This window comes from Pseudomonas sp. NBRC 111132, assembly GCF_001320565.1.
GTDB lineage: Bacteria > Pseudomonadota > Gammaproteobacteria > Pseudomonadales > Pseudomonadaceae > Aquipseudomonas > Aquipseudomonas putida_P.
In genome coordinates this window covers 53,803-74,445 of record NZ_BCBI01000022.1, presented here as the reverse complement: position 1 = coordinate 74,445, position 20,643 = coordinate 53,803, and the positions used below count along the sequence as shown (strand labels likewise).

Annotated in this window: 23 protein-coding genes, 1 tRNA gene and 1 pseudogene; 5 read left to right on the top strand and 20 right to left on the bottom strand. The window is 61.2% G+C overall.

What is annotated here, in order from left to right:
• Positions 1-376 precede the first annotated feature (376 nt).
• From APH35_RS13050 to APH35_RS13040, 4 genes and pseudogenes are all read left to right on the top strand, one after another.
• Positions 377-1,729, top strand: coding sequence for an APC family permease (locus tag APH35_RS13050; RefSeq protein WP_012273756.1), 1,353 nt, complete (start codon positions 377-379; stop codon positions 1,727-1,729).
• Between the two features lie 66 nt (positions 1,730-1,795).
• Positions 1,796-3,004 (top strand): annotated as a pseudogene (locus APH35_RS29730) (PDC sensor domain-containing protein); the annotation flags it as partial.
• Between the two features lie 102 nt (positions 3,005-3,106).
• Positions 3,107-3,862, top strand: coding sequence for a methyl-accepting chemotaxis protein (locus tag APH35_RS29725; RefSeq protein WP_370739335.1), 756 nt, complete (start codon positions 3,107-3,109; stop codon positions 3,860-3,862).
• 82 nt (positions 3,863-3,944) lie between these two features.
• Positions 3,945-4,904, top strand: a complete 960-nt coding sequence (locus APH35_RS13040) for a cation diffusion facilitator family transporter (RefSeq protein WP_012273758.1) — start codon at positions 3,945-3,947, stop codon at positions 4,902-4,904.
• Positions 4,905-4,978: 74 nt separating this feature from the next.
• Here APH35_RS13040 and APH35_RS13035 read toward each other — a convergent pair.
• The 18 genes from APH35_RS13035 to APH35_RS12950 form a co-directional block, all read right to left on the bottom strand.
• Positions 4,979-5,054 (bottom strand) — tRNA-Lys (locus APH35_RS13035).
• A gap of 49 nt (positions 5,055-5,103) precedes the next feature.
• Entirely contained in the window at positions 5,104-5,808 is a 705-nt protein-coding gene (gene queC, locus APH35_RS13030) for a 7-cyano-7-deazaguanine synthase QueC (RefSeq protein WP_071984792.1), read from the bottom strand.
• The gene (queE, locus tag APH35_RS13025) at positions 5,808-6,455 is read right to left on the bottom strand and encodes a 7-carboxy-7-deazaguanine synthase QueE (RefSeq protein WP_060514945.1); all 648 of its coding nucleotides are present in this window, start codon (positions 6,453-6,455) and stop codon (positions 5,808-5,810) included. The genes queC and queE overlap by 1 nt, the downstream gene beginning before the upstream one ends.
• 167 nt (positions 6,456-6,622) lie before the next feature.
• A complete protein-coding gene (gene ybgF / locus APH35_RS13020) occupies positions 6,623-7,429 on the bottom strand; it encodes a tol-pal system protein YbgF (protein WP_012273761.1) in 807 nt (268 codons plus the stop codon).
• Positions 7,430-7,435: 6 nt separating this feature from the next.
• Positions 7,436-7,936: a peptidoglycan-associated lipoprotein Pal gene (gene pal / locus APH35_RS13015; RefSeq protein WP_012273762.1), complete on the bottom strand. Its 501-nt coding sequence runs from the start codon at positions 7,934-7,936 to the stop codon at positions 7,436-7,438.
• 54 nt (positions 7,937-7,990) lie between these two features.
• A complete protein-coding gene (tolB, locus tag APH35_RS13010; RefSeq protein WP_012273763.1) occupies positions 7,991-9,262 on the bottom strand; it encodes a Tol-Pal system beta propeller repeat protein TolB in 1,272 nt (423 codons plus the stop codon).
• A gap of 26 nt (positions 9,263-9,288) precedes the next feature.
• A complete protein-coding gene (gene tolA / locus APH35_RS13005) occupies positions 9,289-10,407 on the bottom strand; it encodes a cell envelope integrity protein TolA (RefSeq protein WP_012273764.1) in 1,119 nt (372 codons plus the stop codon).
• Entirely contained in the window at positions 10,407-10,859 is a 453-nt protein-coding gene (tolR, locus tag APH35_RS13000; RefSeq protein WP_012273765.1) for a protein TolR, read from the bottom strand. The genes tolA and tolR overlap by 1 nt, the downstream gene beginning before the upstream one ends.
• A gap of 14 nt (positions 10,860-10,873) precedes the next feature.
• The gene (gene tolQ, locus APH35_RS12995) at positions 10,874-11,569 is read right to left on the bottom strand and encodes a protein TolQ (RefSeq protein ID WP_010952367.1); all 696 of its coding nucleotides are present in this window, start codon (positions 11,567-11,569) and stop codon (positions 10,874-10,876) included.
• Between the two features lie 2 nt (positions 11,570-11,571).
• The gene (gene ybgC, locus APH35_RS12990) at positions 11,572-12,024 is read right to left on the bottom strand and encodes a tol-pal system-associated acyl-CoA thioesterase (RefSeq protein WP_012273766.1); all 453 of its coding nucleotides are present in this window, start codon (positions 12,022-12,024) and stop codon (positions 11,572-11,574) included.
• Between the two features lie 125 nt (positions 12,025-12,149).
• The gene (gene ruvB, locus APH35_RS12985) at positions 12,150-13,196 is read right to left on the bottom strand and encodes a Holliday junction branch migration DNA helicase RuvB (protein WP_012273767.1); all 1,047 of its coding nucleotides are present in this window, start codon (positions 13,194-13,196) and stop codon (positions 12,150-12,152) included.
• The gene (ruvA, locus tag APH35_RS12980) at positions 13,193-13,810 is read right to left on the bottom strand and encodes a Holliday junction branch migration protein RuvA (RefSeq protein WP_012273768.1); all 618 of its coding nucleotides are present in this window, start codon (positions 13,808-13,810) and stop codon (positions 13,193-13,195) included. The genes ruvB and ruvA overlap by 4 nt, the downstream gene beginning before the upstream one ends.
• A 109-nt stretch (positions 13,811-13,919) precedes the next feature.
• Positions 13,920-14,444, bottom strand: coding sequence for a crossover junction endodeoxyribonuclease RuvC (gene ruvC, locus APH35_RS12975; protein ID WP_012273769.1), 525 nt, complete (start codon positions 14,442-14,444; stop codon positions 13,920-13,922).
• A 126-nt stretch (positions 14,445-14,570) separates the two neighbouring features.
• Positions 14,571-15,317 carry a YebC/PmpR family DNA-binding transcriptional regulator gene (locus tag APH35_RS12970; protein ID WP_060514940.1) on the bottom strand — a complete coding sequence of 249 codons (747 nt, stop codon included), beginning with the start codon at positions 15,315-15,317 and terminating at the stop codon, positions 14,571-14,573.
• A 114-nt stretch (positions 15,318-15,431) separates the two neighbouring features.
• Positions 15,432-17,207: an aspartate--tRNA ligase gene (aspS, locus tag APH35_RS12965; RefSeq protein ID WP_012273771.1), complete on the bottom strand. Its 1,776-nt coding sequence runs from the start codon at positions 17,205-17,207 to the stop codon at positions 15,432-15,434.
• Positions 17,208-17,300: 93 nt separating this feature from the next.
• Entirely contained in the window at positions 17,301-17,522 is a 222-nt protein-coding gene (locus APH35_RS12960) for an FmdB family zinc ribbon protein (RefSeq protein ID WP_012273772.1), read from the bottom strand.
• Positions 17,523-17,614: 92 nt separating this feature from the next.
• Positions 17,615-17,944 (bottom strand): ribbon-helix-helix domain-containing protein, encoded by a 330-nt coding sequence (locus APH35_RS12955; protein WP_060492656.1) that lies wholly within the window; start codon positions 17,942-17,944, stop codon positions 17,615-17,617.
• A 137-nt stretch (positions 17,945-18,081) separates the two neighbouring features.
• Positions 18,082-18,555, bottom strand: coding sequence for a Dps family protein (locus APH35_RS12950; protein ID WP_003254783.1), 474 nt, complete (start codon positions 18,553-18,555; stop codon positions 18,082-18,084).
• A gap of 281 nt (positions 18,556-18,836) precedes the next feature.
• Here APH35_RS12950 and APH35_RS29580 point away from each other — a divergent pair, with 281 nt between their 5' ends.
• Positions 18,837-19,430: a cold-shock protein gene (locus APH35_RS29580; protein WP_060514939.1), complete on the top strand. Its 594-nt coding sequence runs from the start codon at positions 18,837-18,839 to the stop codon at positions 19,428-19,430.
• Between the two features lie 61 nt (positions 19,431-19,491).
• On the opposite strand, the gene APH35_RS12940 is transcribed toward APH35_RS29580, so the two are convergent.
• Both APH35_RS12940 and APH35_RS12935 read right to left on the bottom strand, forming a co-directional pair.
• Complete coding sequence (locus APH35_RS12940) at positions 19,492-19,698, bottom strand: SlyX family protein (protein WP_012273775.1); 207 nt, start codon at positions 19,696-19,698, stop codon at positions 19,492-19,494.
• Position 19,699: 1 nt separating this feature from the next.
• A complete protein-coding gene (locus APH35_RS12935; protein ID WP_060492655.1) occupies positions 19,700-20,119 on the bottom strand; it encodes an HIT family protein in 420 nt (139 codons plus the stop codon).
• Positions 20,120-20,643 lie beyond the last annotated feature (524 nt).

Here is a 20,643-nt window from a genome sequence, read left to right as displayed (position 1 = left end):
CCACTGCGGTAGAAGTCGAGGGCCGGCCCGGATCGAGAAAAACCATTTCCGGAAGCATCTGACCACTCTGCCAGAAGGGCAACATTCGTTAATTTTTACGAACATTCAAATTGATCAAAACCGCAAAAAACCGCGCAAAAACCGAACAAACACCCTTAAAAATCGATAAATATTTCAATTCAGTAACATCTTGTCATGTTTAACTTGACACCCACCTACCCATCGTTTTTTATTTTCACCACTTTGCGCGCTCCCCCCGCGCCTTCCGCCGCTCCAACATAAAAGGTGAACAATATGGAGCCCACCCGCTCGCCCCTGCCGCATGCGCAATACACCGTGCCCGCCGTTTACGCCCAGCACCAGGAGCCATGCCAGCATGCAGCCTGACCACCGCGCTACCGGCAACGGCCAACTCCGCAAAACCCTGCGCCTCTGGCACGTGATCATCATCGGCCTGGCCTACCTGACCCCGATGACCGTGTTCGACACCTTCGGCATCGTCAGCGGGATTACTGCCGGCCACGTACCCAGCGCCTACATTCTGGCACTGGCCGGGATCCTGTTCACCGCCGTGAGCTACGGTACCCTGGTCAAGCGCTTCCCGCAGTCAGGCTCGGCCTACACCTACACCCAAAAGGCGATCAACCCGCACGTGGGCTTCCTGGTCGGCTGGTCGTCGTTGCTGGACTACCTGCTGTTGCCGATGGTCAACGCGCTGCTGGCCAAACTGTACCTTTCGGCGATGTTCCCGGAAGTGCCGGAGTGGATGTGGGTAGCAGGCTTCGTCACCCTGATCAGCCTGATCAACATGCGCAGCGTCAACCTGGTGGCGCACTTCAACCTGCTGTTCGTGGGCGTGCAGGTGGCGATCATTGCCGTATTCATTTACCTGTGCGTACGCGGCCTGGACCACGGTGAAGGGCTGGGTACCGCCTGGAGCCTGATGCCGTTCGCCGACAGCCAGACCCAATTCAGCGCCCTGGCCGCCGGTGCGACCATCCTGTGCTTCTCGTTCCTGGGCTTTGACGCGGTCACCTGCCTTTCCGAAGAAACCCGCGACCCGGCCAAGACCATCCCCCGTGCGATCTTCCTCACCGCACTGATCGGCGGCGTGGTGTTCATCACCGTTTCTTACTTCATCCAGGCCTACTTCCCGACCATGGCTCGCTTCCACGACCAGGAAGCGGCCCTGCCGGAAATCGCCCTGTACGTCGGCGGCAAGCTGTTCCAGTCGATTTTCATCGCCTGCACCGTGATCAACACCATCGCCTCGGGCCTGGCCTCGCAAACCAGCGTGTCGCGCCTGCTGTACGTGATGGGCCGCGACAACGTCATCCCGGCCAGCGTCTTCGCCCGCCTGCATTCACGCTACAAGACGCCAGTGCTGAACATTGCCGTGGTGGGGATCATTTCCCTGTCGGCGATCTTCTTCGACCTGGTGACCGCCACCTCGATCATCAACTTCGGCGCCCTGGTCGCGTTCAGCTTCGTCAACCTGTCGGTGATCAACCACTGCTACCTGCGCGAAGGCAACCGCAAGGGGCTGGCCAACCAGCTGAAGTACCTGGTGCTGCCCACCATCGGCTTCTGCATCATCGTCTCGCTGTGGCTGGACCTGAATGCGCACTCACTGATGTTTGGCGGCATCTGGGCCGCGCTTGGCCTGATCTACCTTGGCTGGCTGACCAAAGCCTTCCGCGCGGCACCGCCCAACTACATCGCCGAATGAACCATGCTGCTGACAACGCCCGCGCCTGATCGCGGGCGTTGTACTTGATCGAAAAGGAAAGCCCTCATGCCGCTGCGTCGCCTCTCCATCCAATGGAAGATCACCTTGCTTGCCGGCCTGTGTCTGCTGGCCATCGTCGCCTTGCTGGTGGCCACCTCGCTGACCCAGGCGCAACGCAGCGCTGCCTTGGTCAACCAGGCCAACACCGCCATGCTCGACAGCAGCGCCCGCCTGCGCCTGCAGGCCCATGCGCAAACCCAGGCCCTGCGAATACAGCGCTACTTCATGGACGCCTACCAATACGGCAATGGCTTTGCCCGCCTGGTACAGGTACTGAAGGCCCGTGGCGGCAGCGACCTGCGCGCCGAACTGACCCGCCAGGCGCGTGCCAGCCTGGCCGGCAACCCGGATGTGATCGGCCTGTACCTGGTATTCCAGCCCGATGCCCTGGACCAGCAAGACAGCCAGTACCTCGGCCAGGACGCCATGGGCAGCAATGAGCGCGGACGCTTTTCGCTTTACTGGTCGCAACCAACCCCCGGCACCCTGGAACTGGAAGCCATGCCGGAAACGATGCTTGGCGATGCCAGTATCGGCAGCAACGGCGCAGCGAAAAACCGCTGGCTGACCTGCCCGCAGGACACCGGCAGAACCTGCATGCTCGAACCGTACCTCGACGAGGTCAACGGCCGCCAAGTACTGATGACCAGCATCGCCTTGCCGCTGCTGGAGCACGGCAAGGTGGTCGGCGTGGTCGGCCTGGACATCGGCCTGGCCAACCTGCAGCAACTGAGCGTGGACGGCCGCCGCGAGCTGTTCGATGGCCAGGGCCAGGTGAGTATCGCCAGCGCCGCCGGCCTGCTGGCCGGTAACAGCCGCGACGACACGACGCTCGGCAAGCCCATGGACAACACAGTAGCCGACGGCCTGCTGCGCGTGGCCCACCCTTTCACACCAATACCTGACGCAGCCCCATGGCAAGTGTTGCTGGAGCTGCCGGAAAGCGTGCTGCAGGCCCCTGCCGCCGCACTCAACCAGCGCCTGGACGCGCACAACCAACGCGCCAACCTCACCAGCCTGCTGATCGGCCTGGGCGCAGCCGTGGTCGGCTTGCTGCTGGTGTGGCTGACCGCACGCGGCGTTACTCGGCCAATCCTGGCCGTGGCCGCACGCCTGGAAGACATCGCCAGCGGCGAAGGCGACCTGACCCGTCGCCTGGACTACGCCCGCCAGGACGAACTGGGCCAGCTCACCGGCTGGTTCAACCGCTTCCTCGACAAGCTGCAGCCAGTCATCGCCCAAGTCAAAGGCTCACTGCAGGAGGCCCGCGGCACCGCCGACCAGTCGGCCGCCATCGCCAGCCAGACCAGCAACGGCATGCAGCAACAGCATCGCGAAATCGAACAGGTGGCCACGGCGGCCAACGAAATGAGCGCCACCGCCCTGGATGTCGCCCATAACGCCTCGCAGGCGGCCCAGGCCGCACGCGCCGCCGACCAGGCCAGCCAGGAAGGCCTGCAACTGATCGACAGCACGCGTCAAGGCATCGATCGACTGGCCGCCGGCATGAACACAGCCATGGACGAAGCGCGTGCGCTGGAAGGCCGCAGCGGGCAGATCGGCTCGGTGCTGGAGGTGATCCGTACCATTGCCGAGCAGACCAACCTGCTGGCACTGAATGCCGCCATCGAAGCGGCTCGTGCCGGCGAAGCCGGGCGTGGCTTCGCCGTGGTCGCCGACGAGGTGCGCGGCCTGGCCCAACGCACGCAGGTGTCGGTGGAGGAAATTCGCCAGGTCATCGAAGGCCTGCAGCAAGGCACGCAGGATGTCGTCGGTGCCATGCATGAAGGCCAGCGCCAGGCACAGGACAGCGCCGCGCGCATGGAGCAGGCGCTGCCGGCACTGCAGCGAATTGGCGAGGCGGTGGCGGTCATCAGCGACATGAACTTGCAAATTGCCTCGGCGGCTGAGGAGCAGAGCGCGGTGGCCGAGGAAGTGAACCGCAACGTGGCCGGCATCCGTGATGTGACAGAATCACTGGCTGGCCAGGCTGACGAATCGGCGCGCATCAGCCAGGCGCTGAACCGGCTTGCCAATCAGCAGCAGGCGCTGATGGAGCAATTTCGCGTCTAGCCTGTAGGGTTTCTTGGCGGGTTTGCCCGCCAGCAAGCCCTTACAGGCGCCACAGCACTATCGTTTTTACTGAGCACAACTCATGCAAACCGCAACCAGATCCACCTTTTTTGACATCACCAGCGAACAGGGCCTGTTACGCACCTCGATTGCCGTCACCCTGTTCATCGCCACCATCGGCATCGCTTTCGGCCTGGCCTCCGGCTCGTTCTCCATCGTGTTCGACGGCGTGTACTCGCTGGTCGACGCCAGCATGAGTGGTCTGTCGCTGGTGGTGGTCAAGCTGATCACCTCGCACACCACCAGCGTGCAAATGTCGCGCAAGCTGCGCGAGCGCTTCACCATGGGCTTCTGGCACCTGGAACCGATGGTGCTGGCACTCAACGGCATCCTGCTCAGCGGCGTAGCCATCTACGCACTGATCAACGCCGTCAGCAGCCTGCTGCAAGGCGGCCGTCACCTGGAGTTCGGCATTGCCATGGTCTACGCGGTGTTGACGGTGATCACCTGCGTGACCATCGCCGTCGTCGAGGCGCGCGCCAACCGCAAGCTGCAATCGGACTTCGTGCGCATGGACGTCAAGGGCTGGGTGATGTCGGCCAGCATCACCGCCGCCCTGCTGATCGCCTTCTGCTTTGGCTACGCGGTGCAGGGCACCTCGCTGGAATGGGTGTCGCCGTACATCGACCCGGCGGTGCTGGCGCTGGTGTGCCTGGTGATCGTACCGCTGCCCTTGTCGGTGGTGCGCCAGGCGCTATCGGAAATTTTTCTGGTCACCCCCGGCGACCTCAAGCTGCATGTAGATGAAGTGGCCAAGGCCTTCGTCGCCCGCCACGGGCTGCAGTCTTACCGCGCCTATGTCGCCAAGGTCGGGCGCTCGCGGGAAATCGAGCTGTATTTCATCGTGCCAAAAGGCATGGCTGCGAAGACCATCGAAGAATGGGATGCGTGGCGCAACGAGATTGGCGATGCGGTAGGTGGCGAAGGGCCTGACCGTTGGATTACGGTGGTGTTTACCGGGGACCCGGAATGGGCTGAGTAAGCCAGCTGAACAAGGCCTGCGAAAACGAAAAAGCCCGCGACCATTACTGGTAGCGGGCTTTGACGTATTGCGTGTGGTGGGTCGTGTAGGATTCGAACCTACGACCAATTGGTTAAAAGCCAACTGCTCTACCAACTGAGCTAACGACCCATTTGATGGCGCGTATAATACTGATTTCTAACGAGAAATCAACACCCTATCAAAAAACCTTTGAAAAATACCGCGTTGGGTCTTCGACACCGGCGGCCTTGAAGCCGTCGGCGCGCAGGCGGCAGCTGTCGCATTTGCCACAGGCACGGCCGTCATCATCGGCCTGGTAGCAGGAAACGGTCAGGCTGTAATCCACACCGCGGGCCATACCGGCCTGCACGATCTGCGCCTTGCTCATGTTCTGCAGCGGCGCCTGGATGCGGAAACCCTGCCCCTCTACACCGGCTTTGGTCGCCAGGTTTGCCATGCGCTCGAAGGCTTCGACGAACTCGGGGCGGCAATCCGGGTAGCCGGAGTAATCCACGGCATTGACGCCAATGAAAATATCACGCGCCTCCAACACTTCGGCCCAGCCCAGGGCAAGCGAAAGGAACACGGTGTTGCGCGCTGGCACATAAGTGACCGGGATGCCCTCACTTGGGGCTTCCGGCACATCGATGTTGCTGTCGGTCAACGCCGAACCGCCAATGCCGTCAAGGTTCAGCCCGATCACCTTGTGCTCCACCACTCCCAGGTCACGGGCCACGCGGGCAGCGGCATTCAACTCGGCACGATGGCGCTGGCCGTAATCGAAGCTCATGGTGTAGCAGCTGTAGCCTTCGGCCTTGGCCATGGCAACTACGGTGGCCGAGTCCAGGCCCCCGGACAACAGGATTACTGCGCGTTTATCGGTCATGTGTAGGTGCTCCTCAATCAACGTCCGGGTTCGTCGTTCCACAGCAGCTTGTGCAGCTGCAGCTGGAAGCGTACGGGCAGGTTGTCGGCAACGATCCAGTCCGCCAGGTCGCTGGCTTTCACCTGGTGGTGGCTCGGCGAGAACAACACCTCACCCGCACGCTCGGAAAGGTTGTACTGGATCAGCTTGGAAACTGCCCAGTCGTAGTCCTCGCGGGAACAGATGACGAACTTGACCTGGTCGTTACGGGTCAGCTGCTCGATGTTCTCGTAGCGGTTACGGTGCGATTCTTCGGAACCTGGGGTTTTCAGGTCGACCACACGGCTGACGCGGGGGTCGGTACCGGTAATGTCCAACGCACCGCTGGTTTCCAGCGACACTTCGTACCCGGCATCACACAGCTGCTGCAGTAACGGCAGGGCGTTGGGCTGGGCCAATGGCTCACCACCGGTGACACAGACGTAGCGCGGTTTGAAACCGGCCACCTGCTCAAGGATCGAATCGAGGGTGCGAAGGGTACCGCCACTGAAGGCATAGGCACTGTCGCAGTACTGGCAGCGCAGGGGGCAACCTGTGAGGCGCACGAATACGGTGGGCAACCCAGCCGTTCGCGTTTCACCCTGCAAAGAGTAAAAGACTTCGGTGATGCGTAATGTGTCTTGCATGCTCGCCACGGGCGTGACAGCTAAACAGGCTGCCCGCCTCCTCAGGCACTGTTGCGGACTCGACATAGCGTTATCCGCAGCAGCGTGTTTACGAAAAAAGGGCAGTGATTCTAACGAAAAAACCCGCGACTGGCGCGGGTTTCTTTCGAGCGGTGCAACTACGACACTCAGAGCTTCTGCAGGTCACGCTGAGCCAGTTGCGCGGCCGAGGTGCCGGGGTACTGGGTAATAACCTGCTGCAGGATGCCCTTGACCTTGTCGGTATGCCCCATACGGCGCTCGACATCGGCCAGTTTGTACAGCGAATCGGGCACCTTGCTGTGCTTCGGATACTTCTGACTTACTTGAGCGAAGGCCTGGCTTGCGCCTGGCAGGTCACCCTTGGCCAGGTTCACTTCACCCAACCAGTACTGCGCGTTGCCGGCGTACTGGCTGTTTGGGTACTTGCGCAGGAATGCGTTGAACGCCTGGCTGGCCTTGTCGAAGTCTTTCTGTTTGATCAAGTCGAAAGCAGCATCGTAGTAAAGCTTTTCTTTCGCCGGATCACCGGGCTCGCTACTGGCGGCCGGTTGTTGCGCAGCAGCACCTGCTGCTGCATCCGGGGCGGCATTGGACGCACCACCACCGGTGGAATTGTCAGGGGTTGCGGCAGGCGCAGCGCCACTGTTGATGCGACGGTCCAGGTCCTGGTAACGCTCCAGGTTTTCCTGCTTCATGCGCGACACATCGTTTTGCAGCTCTTCGATGATGCCTTGCTGGCGGGAAAGCTGATCCTGCATCTGTTGCAGCTGCATGAACAGCTGGCCCTGTGCAGAGGCAGGGGCCGAAGCCCCTGACCCGGCATAGGCGCCGCTCGTGCCATAACCCGCAGGCGGATAGCTGCCTGCGTTGTCATCTACTACAGGGACCTCAGCCCAGGCCGCGAGCGGCAGGCTGAGTGCGAGGACGGTTACTACACGGCGGCACATACGCATAAGAACTTACTTACGCAGTTCTACGCGACGGTTCTGAGCCCAGGACTGCTCGTCGTTGCCGGTGGCAACTGGACGCTCTTCGCCGTAGGAAACCAGTTCCAGCTGAGCAGGGGAAACGCCCTGCAGAACCAGGTAGCGCTGAACGGCTTTCGCACGACGCTCACCCAGAGCCATGTTGTACTCGCGGGTGCCGCGCTCGTCGGTGTTGCCTTCCAGAACAACGCGGTTGCCGTTGGACTTCAGGTCCTTGGCGTGAACGTCCAGAGCGCGCATGGCTTCTGGCTTCAGGTCCGAGCTGTCGTATTCGAAGTAGAAGGTGGTGATTGCGCGCAGGGCGGCTTCTTCGCTCAGGGAACCGTCAACAGCGCCAGTGTTGGCACCGTAGCCAGCGTTAGGATCTACAGCAGCGCCTTCGCCTGCGTTATCACCGCCCTTCGAGGAGCAACCTACAGCTACAGCCATGGCCAGAGCCAGCGCAGCAAATTTACCAAACTTCAGCATTTCCATCGTGAAACTCCTAATGAAACCCCAGTGTGTTAAGCAAAACGTATTACGCCGCAATCAGTTCAGGTAAGGGGACCAGGACGGTTCTCTGACTTCGCCTTGAGCGGTAGGAAGTGGGAGCCTCACGCGGCCATTAAGCGACACGAGCATCAAGACTCCCCGGCCCTGCTGGCGGGTGGCGTAGATTAGCATGGTGCCGTTTGGCGCGACAGTGGGAGACTCATCAAGACTTGTTTCAGACAGAATCTTTACACTTCCGCGCTGCAAGTCCTGTGCCGCCACTTTGAAGTTGGTAAAGCCCTGTTGGCGATGGATCATCACCAGGGTCTTTTCGTCTGCCGAAAGTTTCGGGTTGGCGTTGTAGTTACCCACGAACGTTACACGCTCGGCACCGCCACCACTGACCGACTGTTTATAGATCTGCGGTTTGCCGCCACGGTCGGAAGTGAAGTAAAGGGTGTTGCCATCCTTACCCCAGAACGGCTCGGTATTGATACCTGGGCCGGCAGTGACACGGCTGATCTGGCGCGAAGCCACATTCATCACGTAGATGTCCGGGTTGCCGTCCTTGGACAGCACGAACGCCAGGCGCGAACCGTCCGGCGACCAGGCTGGCGCGCCGTTCAGGCCTTCGAAGTTGGTCACCTGCTCGCGGCGACCGGTATCGATGTTCTGAATGAAGATACGCGGGCGCTTCTGCTCGAACGAAACGTAGGCGATACGCTTGCCATCCGGCGCAAAGCGCGGTGACAGGATTGGTTCACGCGACTGCAGCAGGGTTACCGCACGCGCACCGTCGTAGTCCGAACGCTGCAGGGTGTAACGGGTGTTGTTGGTGGAGAAGCGCTCGGCCGTCACGTACAGCATGCGGGTAGAGAACGCCCCCTTGATGCCGGTGAGCTTCTCGAACGACTGGTCGGCAATGTAGTGCGCCATGTCGCGCAGCTGGTCGGTGCTGCCCGCCACGCTACCGGTCAGCACTTGCTGCTCGGTGGCGACGTTGAACAGCGCGTACTGCACCTGCAGGCGACCGCCCGACGGCACGATGCTGCCGACCATCACGTACTGGGCACCCAGCGCTTTCCAGTCACGGAAGATCACTTCGCTGGCCTGCGATGGCTGGCTGATCATGTTCTGCCGCGGAATCGGCGAGTAGTAACCAGAGTTGCGCAGGTCGTTGCCGATGATGTCGGCGATGTCTTCGGGCAGCACGCTGCCGCCCTGCAGGCCGAACGGCACTACCGCGATGGGTGTAGCCCGGTCACTGCCACTGGTGACCAGGATGTTCTTTTCCTCTGCCACCGCCATGCCTGCCACGCAGCACAGCATGACCAGCAGTCCTCTCAGACGTTTAATCACAACGCTAGATCCTCAGGTGTAAATGTCATCTTGAACGAACGATATTGGTTGAAATCGCTCGGCTTCATACCCTGCATCTCGGTCAAACGACCAATGTTCTTCACCGCAGCCACCGCCGAACTGTCATACGGGCCGTCACCACTGGAACGGGCCACGCTGACACTGGTGATGGTACCGTCCGGCAACATGTTGATCTGCAGGACCACCGTCATGCCCTTGCGCGCGGAAGGCGGACGCGCCCAGCCCTCGGCCGCGCGCATGCGGATCAGGTCGTCGAAGTCGCCGGCCACCTGGTCACCCTGCTCGTCGGCCAGCGCCTGCTGCCGCTCGGTGGTGTCGGACAACAGCTCGGCCAGGGCCTGGGCTTTCTTGTCTTCTGCCGCCTTGCGGGCCGCTTCCTGTGCCTTCTTTTTCTGGGCGTCTGCAGCGGCCTTTTTCTTGGCCTCTTCAGCTGCCTTCTTCTTAGCGTCCTCGGCCGCCGCCTTCTTCTTGGCGTCCTCGGCTGCTTTCTTCTTGGCCTCCTCGGCTGCCTTTTTCTTGGCGTCCTCGGCGGCTTGTTTCTTCGCCTCTTCAGCGGCCTCTTTCTTGGCCTCTTCTTCGGCTTTTTTCTTGGCTTCGTCCTCGGCCTTCTTCTTGGCGATGTCGGCCTGCTGCTTCTCGGCAGCCTTCTTCGCCTCGTCGGCCTTCTTGGCTTCGGCAGCTTTCTTGGCTTCGGCAGCCTTGGCGGCTTCTGCGGCCTTGGCAGCGTCTTCGGCTTTTTTCGCCTCGGCGGCTTCGCGGGCCTCCTCGGCCTTTTGAGCAGCGTCGGCTTTCTTTTGTTCCGCAGCCTTCACTGCTTCCTGCTCGACCTTCTTCTGCTCCAACTGCTCGACTTCGGTCTGGCGCGAAGCGGTTTTCTTCGCCTCCCCGGCAATCTTCTGATTGGTCTGGGTGGTCGCCTGGCTCTTGGACTTGAGCTGGTACAGGGTAGCCTGAACGATCGGCTTGGAAGGCGGCAGCTCAGGCGTCATGGCAAAACTGACGAACAGCAGGGCGAACACCAGCACATGCAGGCCGATGGCCCAGACACTGGGCCAGAAGTAGCTTTCCGAGGCGGATGGCTCTCGCTGTTGCATCAGGGCGCCTCGGTAATCAGGCCAACGTTACCGACACCGGCCTTCTGCAACCCGCCCATGGCACCCATGACCGCGCCATAGTCGACAGCCTTGTCGCCACGAATGAACACCTGGGTTTGCTTGCCCTGGTCACGGCCGGCAGCAATGATCTTGGTCACTGCATTGGTCATGTCAGGCAAGGTCATGGCCTTGTCCATCTGCTTGTCGGTATCGACTTCGCTGCCAAGGTTCCAGTAGTAGGTTTTATCGGCCTTGATGGAGATGGTGAGGATCTGGACGTTGTTGTCCTGCGGCAAGGCTTCGCTGGAAACCTTGGGCAGGTCGACCTTCACGCCCTGGTTGAGCATGGGCGCCGTCACCATGAAGATGACCAGCAGCACCAGCATCACGTCGATGTAGGGCACCACGTTCATCTCGGCGACGGGCTTGCGTTTGTGGCGAACTCGGGCCATGGGCTTCTACCTGATTACTCTTCGCTGGTGTGCACTTTGCGGTGCAGGATCGCCTGGAACTCGTCGGCGAAGGTGTAGTAACGACCGATCAGCACTTCACTGCGCGCGGCGAAACGGTTGTAGGCGATGACCGCCGGGATCGCTGCGAACAGGCCGATGGCGGTGGCGATCAGCGCTTCGGCGATACCTGGGGCGACAGTGGCCAGGGTGGCTTGCTGGGCGCTGGCCAGGCCGCGGAAGGAGTTCATGATGCCCCATACGGTACCGAACAGGCCGATGTACGGGCTGGTGGAACCAACGGTGGCCAGGAACGGCAGGCTCTGTTCGAGTTTTTCTTCCTCGCGAGAAATGGCCACGCGCATGGCACGGCCAACGCCTTCCATCACCGCGTCCGGGTCAACGCCCGGTTGCTGGCGCAGGCGCGAGAACTCCTTGAAGCCGGCACGGAACACCTGCTCCACGCCAGAGTCCGGGTCTGGGTTGCTGCCTGCCTGGCGGTACAGCTTGGACAGGTCGATGCCCGACCAGAAGCGCTCCTCGAAGGCATCCAGCGCACGACGACCGGCGCGCAGCATGGTGCTGCGCTGGAAGATCATGATCCATGAGGTGACCGAGGCGGCCACCAGGGTCAGCATTACCAGCTGTACCACCACGCTGGCATTGCTGACCAGACTCCACATGGAGGTATGGTCGACGACGTTAGCTTCCACGCTTATTCTCCTGCATTCGATTGATTACCCGAGCCGTCCGCCATAAAGGCTTCGCGCAGCTGGGGGGGTATGGCTCGGGGTTTGAAAGTGTCGGCGCGCACGGCGGCCACCAGGAACTGCCCTTCGCAAAGCAGCGTGTCATCCTTTTCCCGCCAGACCTGCTGCACGAAGCGCAAGCTGGCGCGATTGAGTTCAAGTACTTGCGCGGTCACCCGCAGTTCGTCATCAAGCCGCGCCGGCGCGTGATACCGCGCTTCGCTGGAATGAACCACGAACAGCAGGTTGTCTTCGGCCAGTTGCGACTGGGAAAAGCCCAGGTGCCGCAGGCGTTCGGTGCGCGCGCGCTCCATGAATTTCAGGTAGTTGACGTAATACACCACGCCGCCCGCATCGGTATCTTCGTAATAGACGCGACAACGGTGTGCGAACGGTTCGAGCTGATTTTGCGCGCGCATACTCTAGTGCTTACTCCTCAGCTTGCCAATCCGCTGTGGCAACTGTTTTTTCTTCATTGATGTCTTATTGCCAGCGCACTTTGGGCATGCCAGCGTTAGGACCACGAAAAGTCGCTTTCGATCTGTCATTCATCGCCTGGCTCGGAAAAATCACCACCCTCCCCCAAGCGCCCGGGAATATTCAGGCCAAAGTGCAGGTAGGCATGCCGGGTGACCACGCGGCCGCGCGGCGTACGCATGATGTAGCCCTGCTGGATCAGGTACGGCTCAAGCACATCCTCGATGGTATGACGCTCTTCGCTGATGGCCGCGGCCAGGTTGTCCACGCCCACCGGGCCGCCATCGAATTTTTCGATCATGGTCAACAGCAGGCGGCGGTCGGAATGATCGAAACCACGCTCGTCCACGTCCAGCAGGTTCAGCGCCATGTCGGCCACGGCCTTGGTGATCTGGCCCTTGCCGCGTACTTCGGCGTAGTCGCGTACCCGGCGCAGCAGGCGGTTGGCGATACGCGGCGTACCCCGAGCGCGGCGAGCGATCTCGTAGGCGCCGAGGTCTTCGATGGCCAGGCCAAGGATGTTGGCCGAACGGCTGACGATGGTGGCCAGGTCCTTGTCGCTGTAGAACTCCAGGCGCTGGACGATACCGAAGCGGTCACGCAACGGGTTGGTGAGCATGCCGGCACGGGTGGTAGCGCCCACCAGGGTGAACGGTGGCAGGTCCAGCTTGATCGAACGCGCCGCCGGGCCTTCGCCAATCATGATGTCGAGCTGGAAATCCTCCATGGCCGGGTACAACACCTCTTCGACGACCGGCGACAGCCGATGGATTTCGTCGATGAACAGCACATCGTGCGGCTCGAGGTTGGTCAGCATGGCTGCCAGGTCGCCAGGGCGTTCCAGAATAGGCCCCGAGGTGCTCTTCACCGACACGCCCATTTCATGGGCGATGATGTTGGCCAGGGTGGTCTTGCCCAGGCCTGGCGGGCCAAAGATCAGCGTGTGATCGAGCGACTCGCTGCGGCCACGCGCCGCCTGGATGAACAGCGCCATCTGCTCGCGCACCACCGGCTGGCCGATATAATCGTCCAGGCTCAGCGGGCGAATCGCACGGTCCTGGACCTCTTCGCGGTCGCGGCCACTGGCGGCGATCAGGCGGTCGGCTTCGATCACTTGGTTATCATCCCTTTCAGGCTGCGGCGGATCAGTTCTTCACTGCTCAAGCCGGCCTTGTCCTTGATCGCAGCGATTGCCTTGCTGGCTTCCTGCGGCTTGTAGCCGAGCGAGACCAGGGCACTGACCGCATCGGCCTCGGCGCTGGACTCGCTGGCGACCGGCAACGGCCCGTCGGACACCAGGGTGAACATGGCCGGTGACGTCTCCCAGGCTTTGAAGCGGTCCTTGAGCTCGACCAGCAAGCGTTCGGCGGTTTTTTTGCCAACACCGGGCACGCGCACCAGGGCCGAGGTGTCCTGGGCTTGCACGCAGCGCACCAGTTCGTCCACTTCCAGCCCGGACATCAGCGCCAGGGCCAGCTTCGGCCCCACGCCGTTCAGGCGGATCAGCTCGCGGAACAACTCGCGCTCGCGCTTTTCGGCAAAGCCATAGAGCAGGTGGGCGTCTTCGCGCACGACCAGGTGGGTATGCACGGTGACGGCTTCGCCCACCTTGGGCAGACGGTACAGCGTGGTCATGGGAACTTCCAGTTCGTATCCCACGCCGTTGACGTCGATAATCAGGTGCGGCGGCTGTTTTTCCGCCAGGGTGCCGCGCAAACGTCCAATCACGTTCCGATCCTTCCTCTCGGGGAGCCGGTCAAAGACCGCTCAACCCTATCAGCAAATGCAGCGGGTGAACGCATCACCCGAACAAAATATGTATCAGCGCATGAAGCGCCTACAGACGCAAGCGCCCGCCGCGTCGCCGTGCCGTGGCCAGGCCATGTGGTACCAAGCTGGAACGGGTGTGAGCGTGGCACAGGGCGATGGCCAGGGCATCGGAGGCATCGATCTGTGGCTTTTGCGTCAATTTCAGCAGGTGCATGACCATCATCATCACCTGCTCCTTGTTGGCCCCACCCGTGCCGGCCACGGCCTGCTTGACCTGGGTGGCGCTGTATTCGGCGATTTCCAGGCCGGCCTCGGCGGCGGCGACGATGGCCGCGCCACGGGCCTGGCCGAGCTTTAGCGCCGAATCGGCGTTGCGGGCCATGAACACCCGCTCGATACCCATGGTCACCGGGCCGTGCTGGGCGATGATTTCACTGACACCCCGAAAAACAATCTGCAGCCGCTCGTGCAGCTCGCCGCTGCCGGTGCGGATACAACCCGATGCCACGTACTCGCAACCACGGGCGGTCTGACGGACCACACCGTAACCGGTGATGCGCGAACCGGGGTCGATACCAAGAATCAGAGTCATAACACCTGCGGAGTTTTACCAATTTCACCGGTCTATTCGCGGGCAAGCCCGCCCCTACAAAGACCTCGCAGTCCCTGTAGGAGCGGGCTTGCCCGCGAATAAACCCTCAAGGCGAACGAAACAACCTTAGCCGAGGTTATCCATGATCTCATCGGAAATCTGGGCGTTGGAGTAGACGTTCTGCACGTCGTCCAGGTCTTCGAGCATGTCGATCAGCTTGAGCACCTTTTCCGCACCGTCCTGGTCAAGTTCGGCGCTGGTGGTCGGCTGCATGACGATTTCCGCGTCAGCGGCCTTGAAGCCAGCCTCTTCCAGCGCGTTACGCACGGCATAGAAGCTATTGAACGAAGTGAACACCTCGAACGAGCCGTCATCGTTGGCCACCACGTCGTCGGCATCGGCCTCCATTGCCGCTTCCATCAACGCGTCTTCTTCAACGCCCGGGGCAAAGCTGATCTGCCCCTTGCGCTCGAACAGGTAGGCCACCGAACCGTCGGTGCCCAGGTTGCCACCGCACTTGGTAAAGGCATGGCGCACGGCGGCGGCAGTACGGTTGCGGTTGTCGGTCATGGCTTCGACCATGATCGCCACGCCACCGGGGCCGTAACCTTCGTAGCTGAGCTCTTCGACGTTGTCGCTTTCATTGGTGCCAGCGCCACGGGCCACGGCGCGGTCGATGATGTCGCGACTCATGTTGGCGCCCAGCGCCTTGTCCAGCGCCAGGCGCAAGCGCGGGTTGGATGCCGGGTCAGGGCCGCCTTGCTTGGCAGCTACCGTCAGCTCACGGATCCACTTGGTGAAGACCTTGCCTCTCTTGGCATCCTGGCGCTCTTTGCGGTGCTTGATGTTCGCCCACTTGGAATGACCAGCCATAACGACTCCGAATCCTTTGAATCACAAACAGCCCCGCCCCATGACGGGGCGGGACGGAAGAATACCTGCGCCGAAACGCAAAGGCGCATCCATATGGATGCGCCCGGGGACTGCTTACTCGACCTTGGTCTGTTCGCGCAGTCGGATGTGCAGCTCGCGCAGGGCCTTGGCGTCGACCAGGCCAGGGGCCTGGGTCATGACGCATGCAGCGCTCTGGGTTTTCGGGAACGCGATCACTTCACGGATCGACTGGGCGCCGGTCATCAGCATGACCAGGCGGTCCAGGCCGAAGGCCAGGCCGCCGTGGGGCGGGGCGCCGAATTTCAGGGCGTCGAGCAGGAAGCCGAACTTCTCTTCCTGTTCTTCTGCCTCGATACCCAGCAGGCGGAATACCGCCTGTTGCATCTCTTTACGGTGAATACGGATCGAGCCGCCACCCAGCTCGGTGCCGTTCAGGACCATGTCGTAGGCACGGGACAGGGCCGTGGCCGGGTTGGCCTCCAGCTCTTCCGGGGTGCACTTGGGCGCGGTGAACGGGTGGTGCAGCGCGGTGAAGCTGCCGTCTTCGTTCTCTTCGAACATCGGGAAGTCGACGACCCACATCGGTGCCCACTCGCAGGTCAGCAGCTCGAAGTCGTGACCCAGGCGGATACGCAGCGCGCCCAGGGCTTCGCTGACCACCTTGAACTTGTCGGCGCCGAAGAACACGATGTCGCCATCTACAGCACCCACGCGGTCGAGGATGTTGTTGAGGTTGGCTTCAGGGATGTTCTTGACGATCGGCGACTGCAGGCCTTCGACGCCCTTGGCACGCTCGTTGACCTTGATGTAGGCCAGGCCCTTGGCACCGTAAATGCCGACGAACTTGGTGTACTCGTCGATCTTGCTGCGCGGCATGCTCGCACCGCCTGGCAGACGCAGGGCGGTAACGCGGCACTTCGGATCGTTGGCCGGGCCGGCGAATACTTTGAAGTCGACATCCTTCAACTGATCGGCAACGTCGACCAGTTCCAGCGGGTTACGCAGGTCTGGCTTGTCGGAGCCATAGCGGCGCATGGCCTCTTCGAAGGTCATGTGCGGGAATTCGCCGAACTCCAGGTCCAGCACTTCCTTGAACAGCTTGCGGATCATGCTTTCGGTCAAGCCCATGATCTCGCTTTCATCGAGGAAGCTGGTCTCGATGTCGATCTGGGTGAATTCCGGCTGGCGGTCGGCCCGCAGGTCTTCGTCACGGAAGCACTTGGCGATCTGGTAGTAGCGGTCGAAACCGGCGACCATCAGCAGCTGCTTGAACAGCTGTGGCGACTGCGGCAGAGCGAAGAAGCTACCGGCGTGGGTACGGCTTGGCACCAGGTAGTCACGCGCACCTTCCGGGGTAGCACGGGTGAGGATCGGGGTTTCTACGTCGAGGAAACCATTTTCGTCGAGGAAGCGACGAATGCTGCTGGTGATGCGCGAGCGCAGGCGCAGCTTGTCAGCCATTTCCGGGCGACGCAGATCGATGAAGCGGTAACGCAGGCGGGTTTCCTCGCCGACGTCGGAGTATTCGTTCAGCGGGAACGGCGGGGTTTCTGCTTCGTTGAGCACGTTCAGCTGGTAGCCGAGGATCTCGATTGCACCGGACGCCATGTTGGCATTCACCGCACCGTCAGGGCGCTTGCGGACCTTGCCGGTGATCTGCACGACGTATTCGCTGCGCACACGGTCGGCAGCGGCGAAGGTTTCGGCGCGATCCGGGTCGAACACGACCTGGGCCATGCCTTCGCGGTCACGGATGTCGAGGAAGATCACCCCGCCGTGGTCGCGGCGACGATGGACCCAGCCGCAAAGGGTGACTTCCTGGCCGTCCAGGCTCTCGTTCAGTTGGCCGCAATAATGGCTGCGCATCATGATGGTGGTTTCGCTTCTCGTGATTCGTGTATTCGGTGGAGGCCTTGGCCGCCCGGAGGGCTAATACTGCAAGACCCGGTCACAGCATTCAACTCAGTCGGCCTTGTCGCCGCCTGCCAGATTCTTTTTCGCCCCGGTCTTGAAGTCGGTTTCGTACCAACCATTACCGCTCAGGCGGAAGCCTGGCACCGACAGCAGCTTTTTCAGTGCTGGGGCCTGGCAGGCCGGGCAATCGACCAGCGGCGCGGCGCTGATCTTCTGCAGCACTTCCATGCGGTGCTCGCAGGACGCACATTGATAGTCATAAAGGGGCATGGGTGTCTCTCGTCAACCACAACGCTGGCTGCCGGGGCAGCAAAAAGCGGGATTATATATGGTTAGCAAGCACTGCGCAGCCCGCCAGGCGATCAGCGCGCACTTGGCGGGTTCAGAAGCCACGCCACGCAGATGACCCGGATCAGCCCGCTGAAGTTGCGCACCCCACCCTGGCGCAGGTGCACTTCGCGGTCCACGTAGGACAACACGGCACTGACCGAGCAGCGGTTGGCAGCGGCGATGCGCTCCAGGATACCCCAGTAGACGGCCTCCAGGCGCAGACACGTGGAAAAGCCGTTGAGCCGCACCGAGCGCGACACCGGCTGGGCCTGCAACATGTCGAAATCCGCCTTGAACGGATCGATGCATTGTTTTGCGGGCCAACTCCCCTGGCCAATACTACGTTTGCTCGCTTGCATCATGCGCCACACTTCCTCGTCACAGGTACCAGGCGACCTATGAAGCGCTGATGCGCGAGCTTAAAGCAGCGGCAAAATCTTCCTGCACAACCTCTAGACCCCGGCCGGGCATGCCGACCAGGGCTTTTGCACGATGGCCGTTACTTGCCGTCGAGCAGCACCCGCAGCATCCAGGCGGTTTTCTCGTGCACTTGCATGCGCTGGGTCAGCAAGTCGGCGGTCGGCTCGTCACTGACTTTGTCCACCACCGGGAAAATACTGCGCGCAGTACGCACCACGGCCTCCTGACCCTGCACCAGCTGACGGATCATTTCGTCCGCAGGGGGCACGCCTTCCTCCTCCTTGATCGACGAGTGCCGCGCGTAGAATGCATACGACCCCGGCGCCGGGAAGCCCAGGGCACGGATGCGCTCGGCGATCGAATCGACTGCCAGCGCCAGTTCGTTGTACTGCTCTTCGAACATCAAATGCAGGGTGCGGAACGACGGACCGGTGACGTTCCAGTGAAAGTTATGGGTTTTCAGATACAGCACATAGGTATCCGACAACAGACGGGACAGCCCATCGACGATGGACTTGCGATCTTCTTCACTGATACCGATATCGATTGCCATGAAGTTCCCCTTTCCATAAGGCTTGAGACTCAAGCGGGCGCCGACCACTGTAGCAACACTTGGCGCATGCCGCATGTGACATGGCGCAACACATCGCCCGCCGGGCGGCCTGCGGTTTGAGTAGGCTGCGGCTTTACTGTTAAATAGGCACGGTGCCACCCGTGCGGACTGTCATTGCCGGGTGCATAGGCTGGCCTGTCACGTGTTCGCGCTCTACACCTCATGCGCACCGTGCTACCAGCTCTTCCTGTGATCGGCCTTATCAACTGTGAGCCAACCCCATGTTCAAGATCGTCCATCTGGTGACGGGCGTGGCAGCTTTGCTGCTATCGCTCATACCCAGCCTGAAAACCGATGCGACACCCTTCCTGCAGCAACCCGACGCGGTCTACCTGGCGCTGCTCGGCCTGCTCAACCTGGTACTGGCCCCGGTCGTGCCACTGTATTACCGCGGCACGCGACAACAGCTGCAGCATCTAGCCTGCGCCCTGCTGGTGGTAGCCGTGGTACTGCAGACCCTGACGTTGCTGGCTCGCCCGGAAATGGGCAACCTGGCTGCCCTGGTCTGTGCGGTGCTGGCCGTAGCCCTGCACCTGGCCGTGGGCTTTGCCCGCACCCCGCGTAAAGCGCGCAGCAGCCAACACGCGGCACAAGATGTCGGCAGCCGTGATACCGGCACCGTCAAGTGGTTCAACACGTCGAAAGGCTTCGGTTTCATCTCCCGCGATTCGGGTGATGACATCTTCGTGCACTTTCGCGCCATTCGCGGTGAGGGCCACCGCATCCTGGTCGAAGGCCAGCGCGTGGAGTTTTCGGTGATGCACCGCGACAAGGGCCTGCAGGCCGAAGACGTGGTTGCAGTAACCCGACGCTGACGCCGCCTTCTCCGTGAGCGCGGGCTTGCCCGCTCTCACGGAGAGCATGCCCAAGCAGTAGTCAGTAATGCGGCGGCGGCGCCTCTTCCCCTTCGCTGCCGTACTGGCCAACCATCTCTTCATGACGCTTGATCAGCTCGGCCATCTGCAATTGCAGCCGGTCGATCACCCGCCCTTGCTCGACGACCACGTCATTCAGCGCCTGAATAGTGTCATCCTGAAACGCCTGACGGGTTTCCAGTTCCACCATACGCATTTCCAGTGTCATTTCAGGCCTCCTGGTAACCAGCCAATTGCAGCCCGCGCAGGCGCTGGCGAACGGCTTGCAGCTGATCATCGGTGTACGCCACCGACGGGCACTTGCCCCAAACCGGGGCCGGCCAGGCAGCATCGTCGCGCCGGCGCACGATCACATGCATATGCAGCTGGCTGACCACATTGCCCAACGTTGCCACGTTCATCTTGTCAGCGCCGTAGCTGGTCTTCAGCGCTTCGGCCAACACGGTGGTTTCCTGCCACAACTGTTGCTGCTCTGCCGCATCCAGCTCGAACAGTTCGCTGATGCCGGCGCGCTTGGGCACCAGGATGAACCATGGGTAATTGGCATCCTTGCTCAGCAGCAACTGGCACAGCGCAAACTCCCCCAGCACCAGGGAATCCTGCTGCAAACGTGAATCGAGGACGAACACGGCATATCTCCTTCAGGCAAAACCATCCCGCATCGAGCGGAAAACAGGCCTGCAAGGATACCTTGCACATTCCCGGTAACACAGCGCTACTTTTCGCACCAAAATGAGGCCGCCTGTCCGCCCTTCCCACACTTGCCACCCCACAAACGACTCTGGATGAACAAGTTGCGGTAACACATTGACTTTCATGACAGCTTTTTAAATTTTAATGATTCTCGACTCCAATATCTCATCAACCCGCCTTCGGCCCGTATTTACGGCACTTTCCGACCCTCGGTAGCAGGTTTTGTGAAAATTTCATGAAGTGTTGTGAATTTTGAGCACGCTTGTTGCATTCACTTCACGCCAAGTCGGCACGACATCTGCAACGGCAGGTGTACGCGACAAATAACAACAGCGGCATTGGTTACCAGGGAGTTTCCTCAACCAGAATCGGTAGTTACCGATTTGTTACGGTGACAGGAACAGCGCTGGCGTTGTACGGCCCTTAAACCGGGGCGTGATTTGCGACATGGAAATATCTA

Excerpts from the sequence above, each read along its gene's own strand:
- aspS (WP_012273771.1), bottom strand. The coding sequence starts at position 17,207 with ATGATGCGCAGCCATTATTGCGGCCAACTGAACGAGAGCCTGGACGGC.
- APH35_RS12970 (WP_060514940.1), bottom strand. The coding sequence starts at position 15,317 with ATGGCTGGTCATTCCAAGTGGGCGAACATCAAGCACCGCAAAGAGCGC.
- tolB (WP_012273763.1), bottom strand. The coding sequence starts at position 9,262 with ATGCTGTGCTGCGTGGCAGGCATGGCGGTGGCAGAGGAAAAGAACATC.
- tolA (WP_012273764.1), bottom strand. The coding sequence starts at position 10,407 with ATGCAACAGCGAGAGCCATCCGCCTCGGAAAGCTACTTCTGGCCCAGT.
- pal (WP_012273762.1), bottom strand. The coding sequence starts at position 7,936 with ATGGAAATGCTGAAGTTTGGTAAATTTGCTGCGCTGGCTCTGGCCATG.
- ruvC (WP_012273769.1), bottom strand. The coding sequence starts at position 14,444 with ATGACTCTGATTCTTGGTATCGACCCCGGTTCGCGCATCACCGGTTAC.
- queE (WP_060514945.1), bottom strand. The coding sequence starts at position 6,455 with ATGCAAGACACATTACGCATCACCGAAGTCTTTTACTCTTTGCAGGGT.
- APH35_RS13050 (WP_012273756.1), top strand. The coding sequence starts at position 377 with ATGCAGCCTGACCACCGCGCTACCGGCAACGGCCAACTCCGCAAAACC.
- ybgF (WP_012273761.1), bottom strand. The coding sequence starts at position 7,429 with ATGCGTATGTGCCGCCGTGTAGTAACCGTCCTCGCACTCAGCCTGCCG.
- APH35_RS13040 (WP_012273758.1), top strand. The coding sequence starts at position 3,945 with ATGCAAACCGCAACCAGATCCACCTTTTTTGACATCACCAGCGAACAG.
- APH35_RS29580 (WP_060514939.1), top strand. The coding sequence starts at position 18,837 with ATGTTCAAGATCGTCCATCTGGTGACGGGCGTGGCAGCTTTGCTGCTA.
- ybgC (WP_012273766.1), bottom strand. The coding sequence starts at position 12,024 with ATGCGCGCGCAAAATCAGCTCGAACCGTTCGCACACCGTTGTCGCGTC.
- APH35_RS29725 (WP_370739335.1), top strand. The coding sequence starts at position 3,107 with ATGCAGCAACAGCATCGCGAAATCGAACAGGTGGCCACGGCGGCCAAC.
- APH35_RS12960 (WP_012273772.1), bottom strand. The coding sequence starts at position 17,522 with ATGCCCCTTTATGACTATCAATGTGCGTCCTGCGAGCACCGCATGGAA.
- APH35_RS12955 (WP_060492656.1), bottom strand. The coding sequence starts at position 17,944 with ATGATGCAAGCGAGCAAACGTAGTATTGGCCAGGGGAGTTGGCCCGCA.
- APH35_RS12940 (WP_012273775.1), bottom strand. The coding sequence starts at position 19,698 with ATGACACTGGAAATGCGTATGGTGGAACTGGAAACCCGTCAGGCGTTT.
- tolR (WP_012273765.1), bottom strand. The coding sequence starts at position 10,859 with ATGGCCCGAGTTCGCCACAAACGCAAGCCCGTCGCCGAGATGAACGTG.
- APH35_RS12950 (WP_003254783.1), bottom strand. The coding sequence starts at position 18,555 with ATGGCAATCGATATCGGTATCAGTGAAGAAGATCGCAAGTCCATCGTC.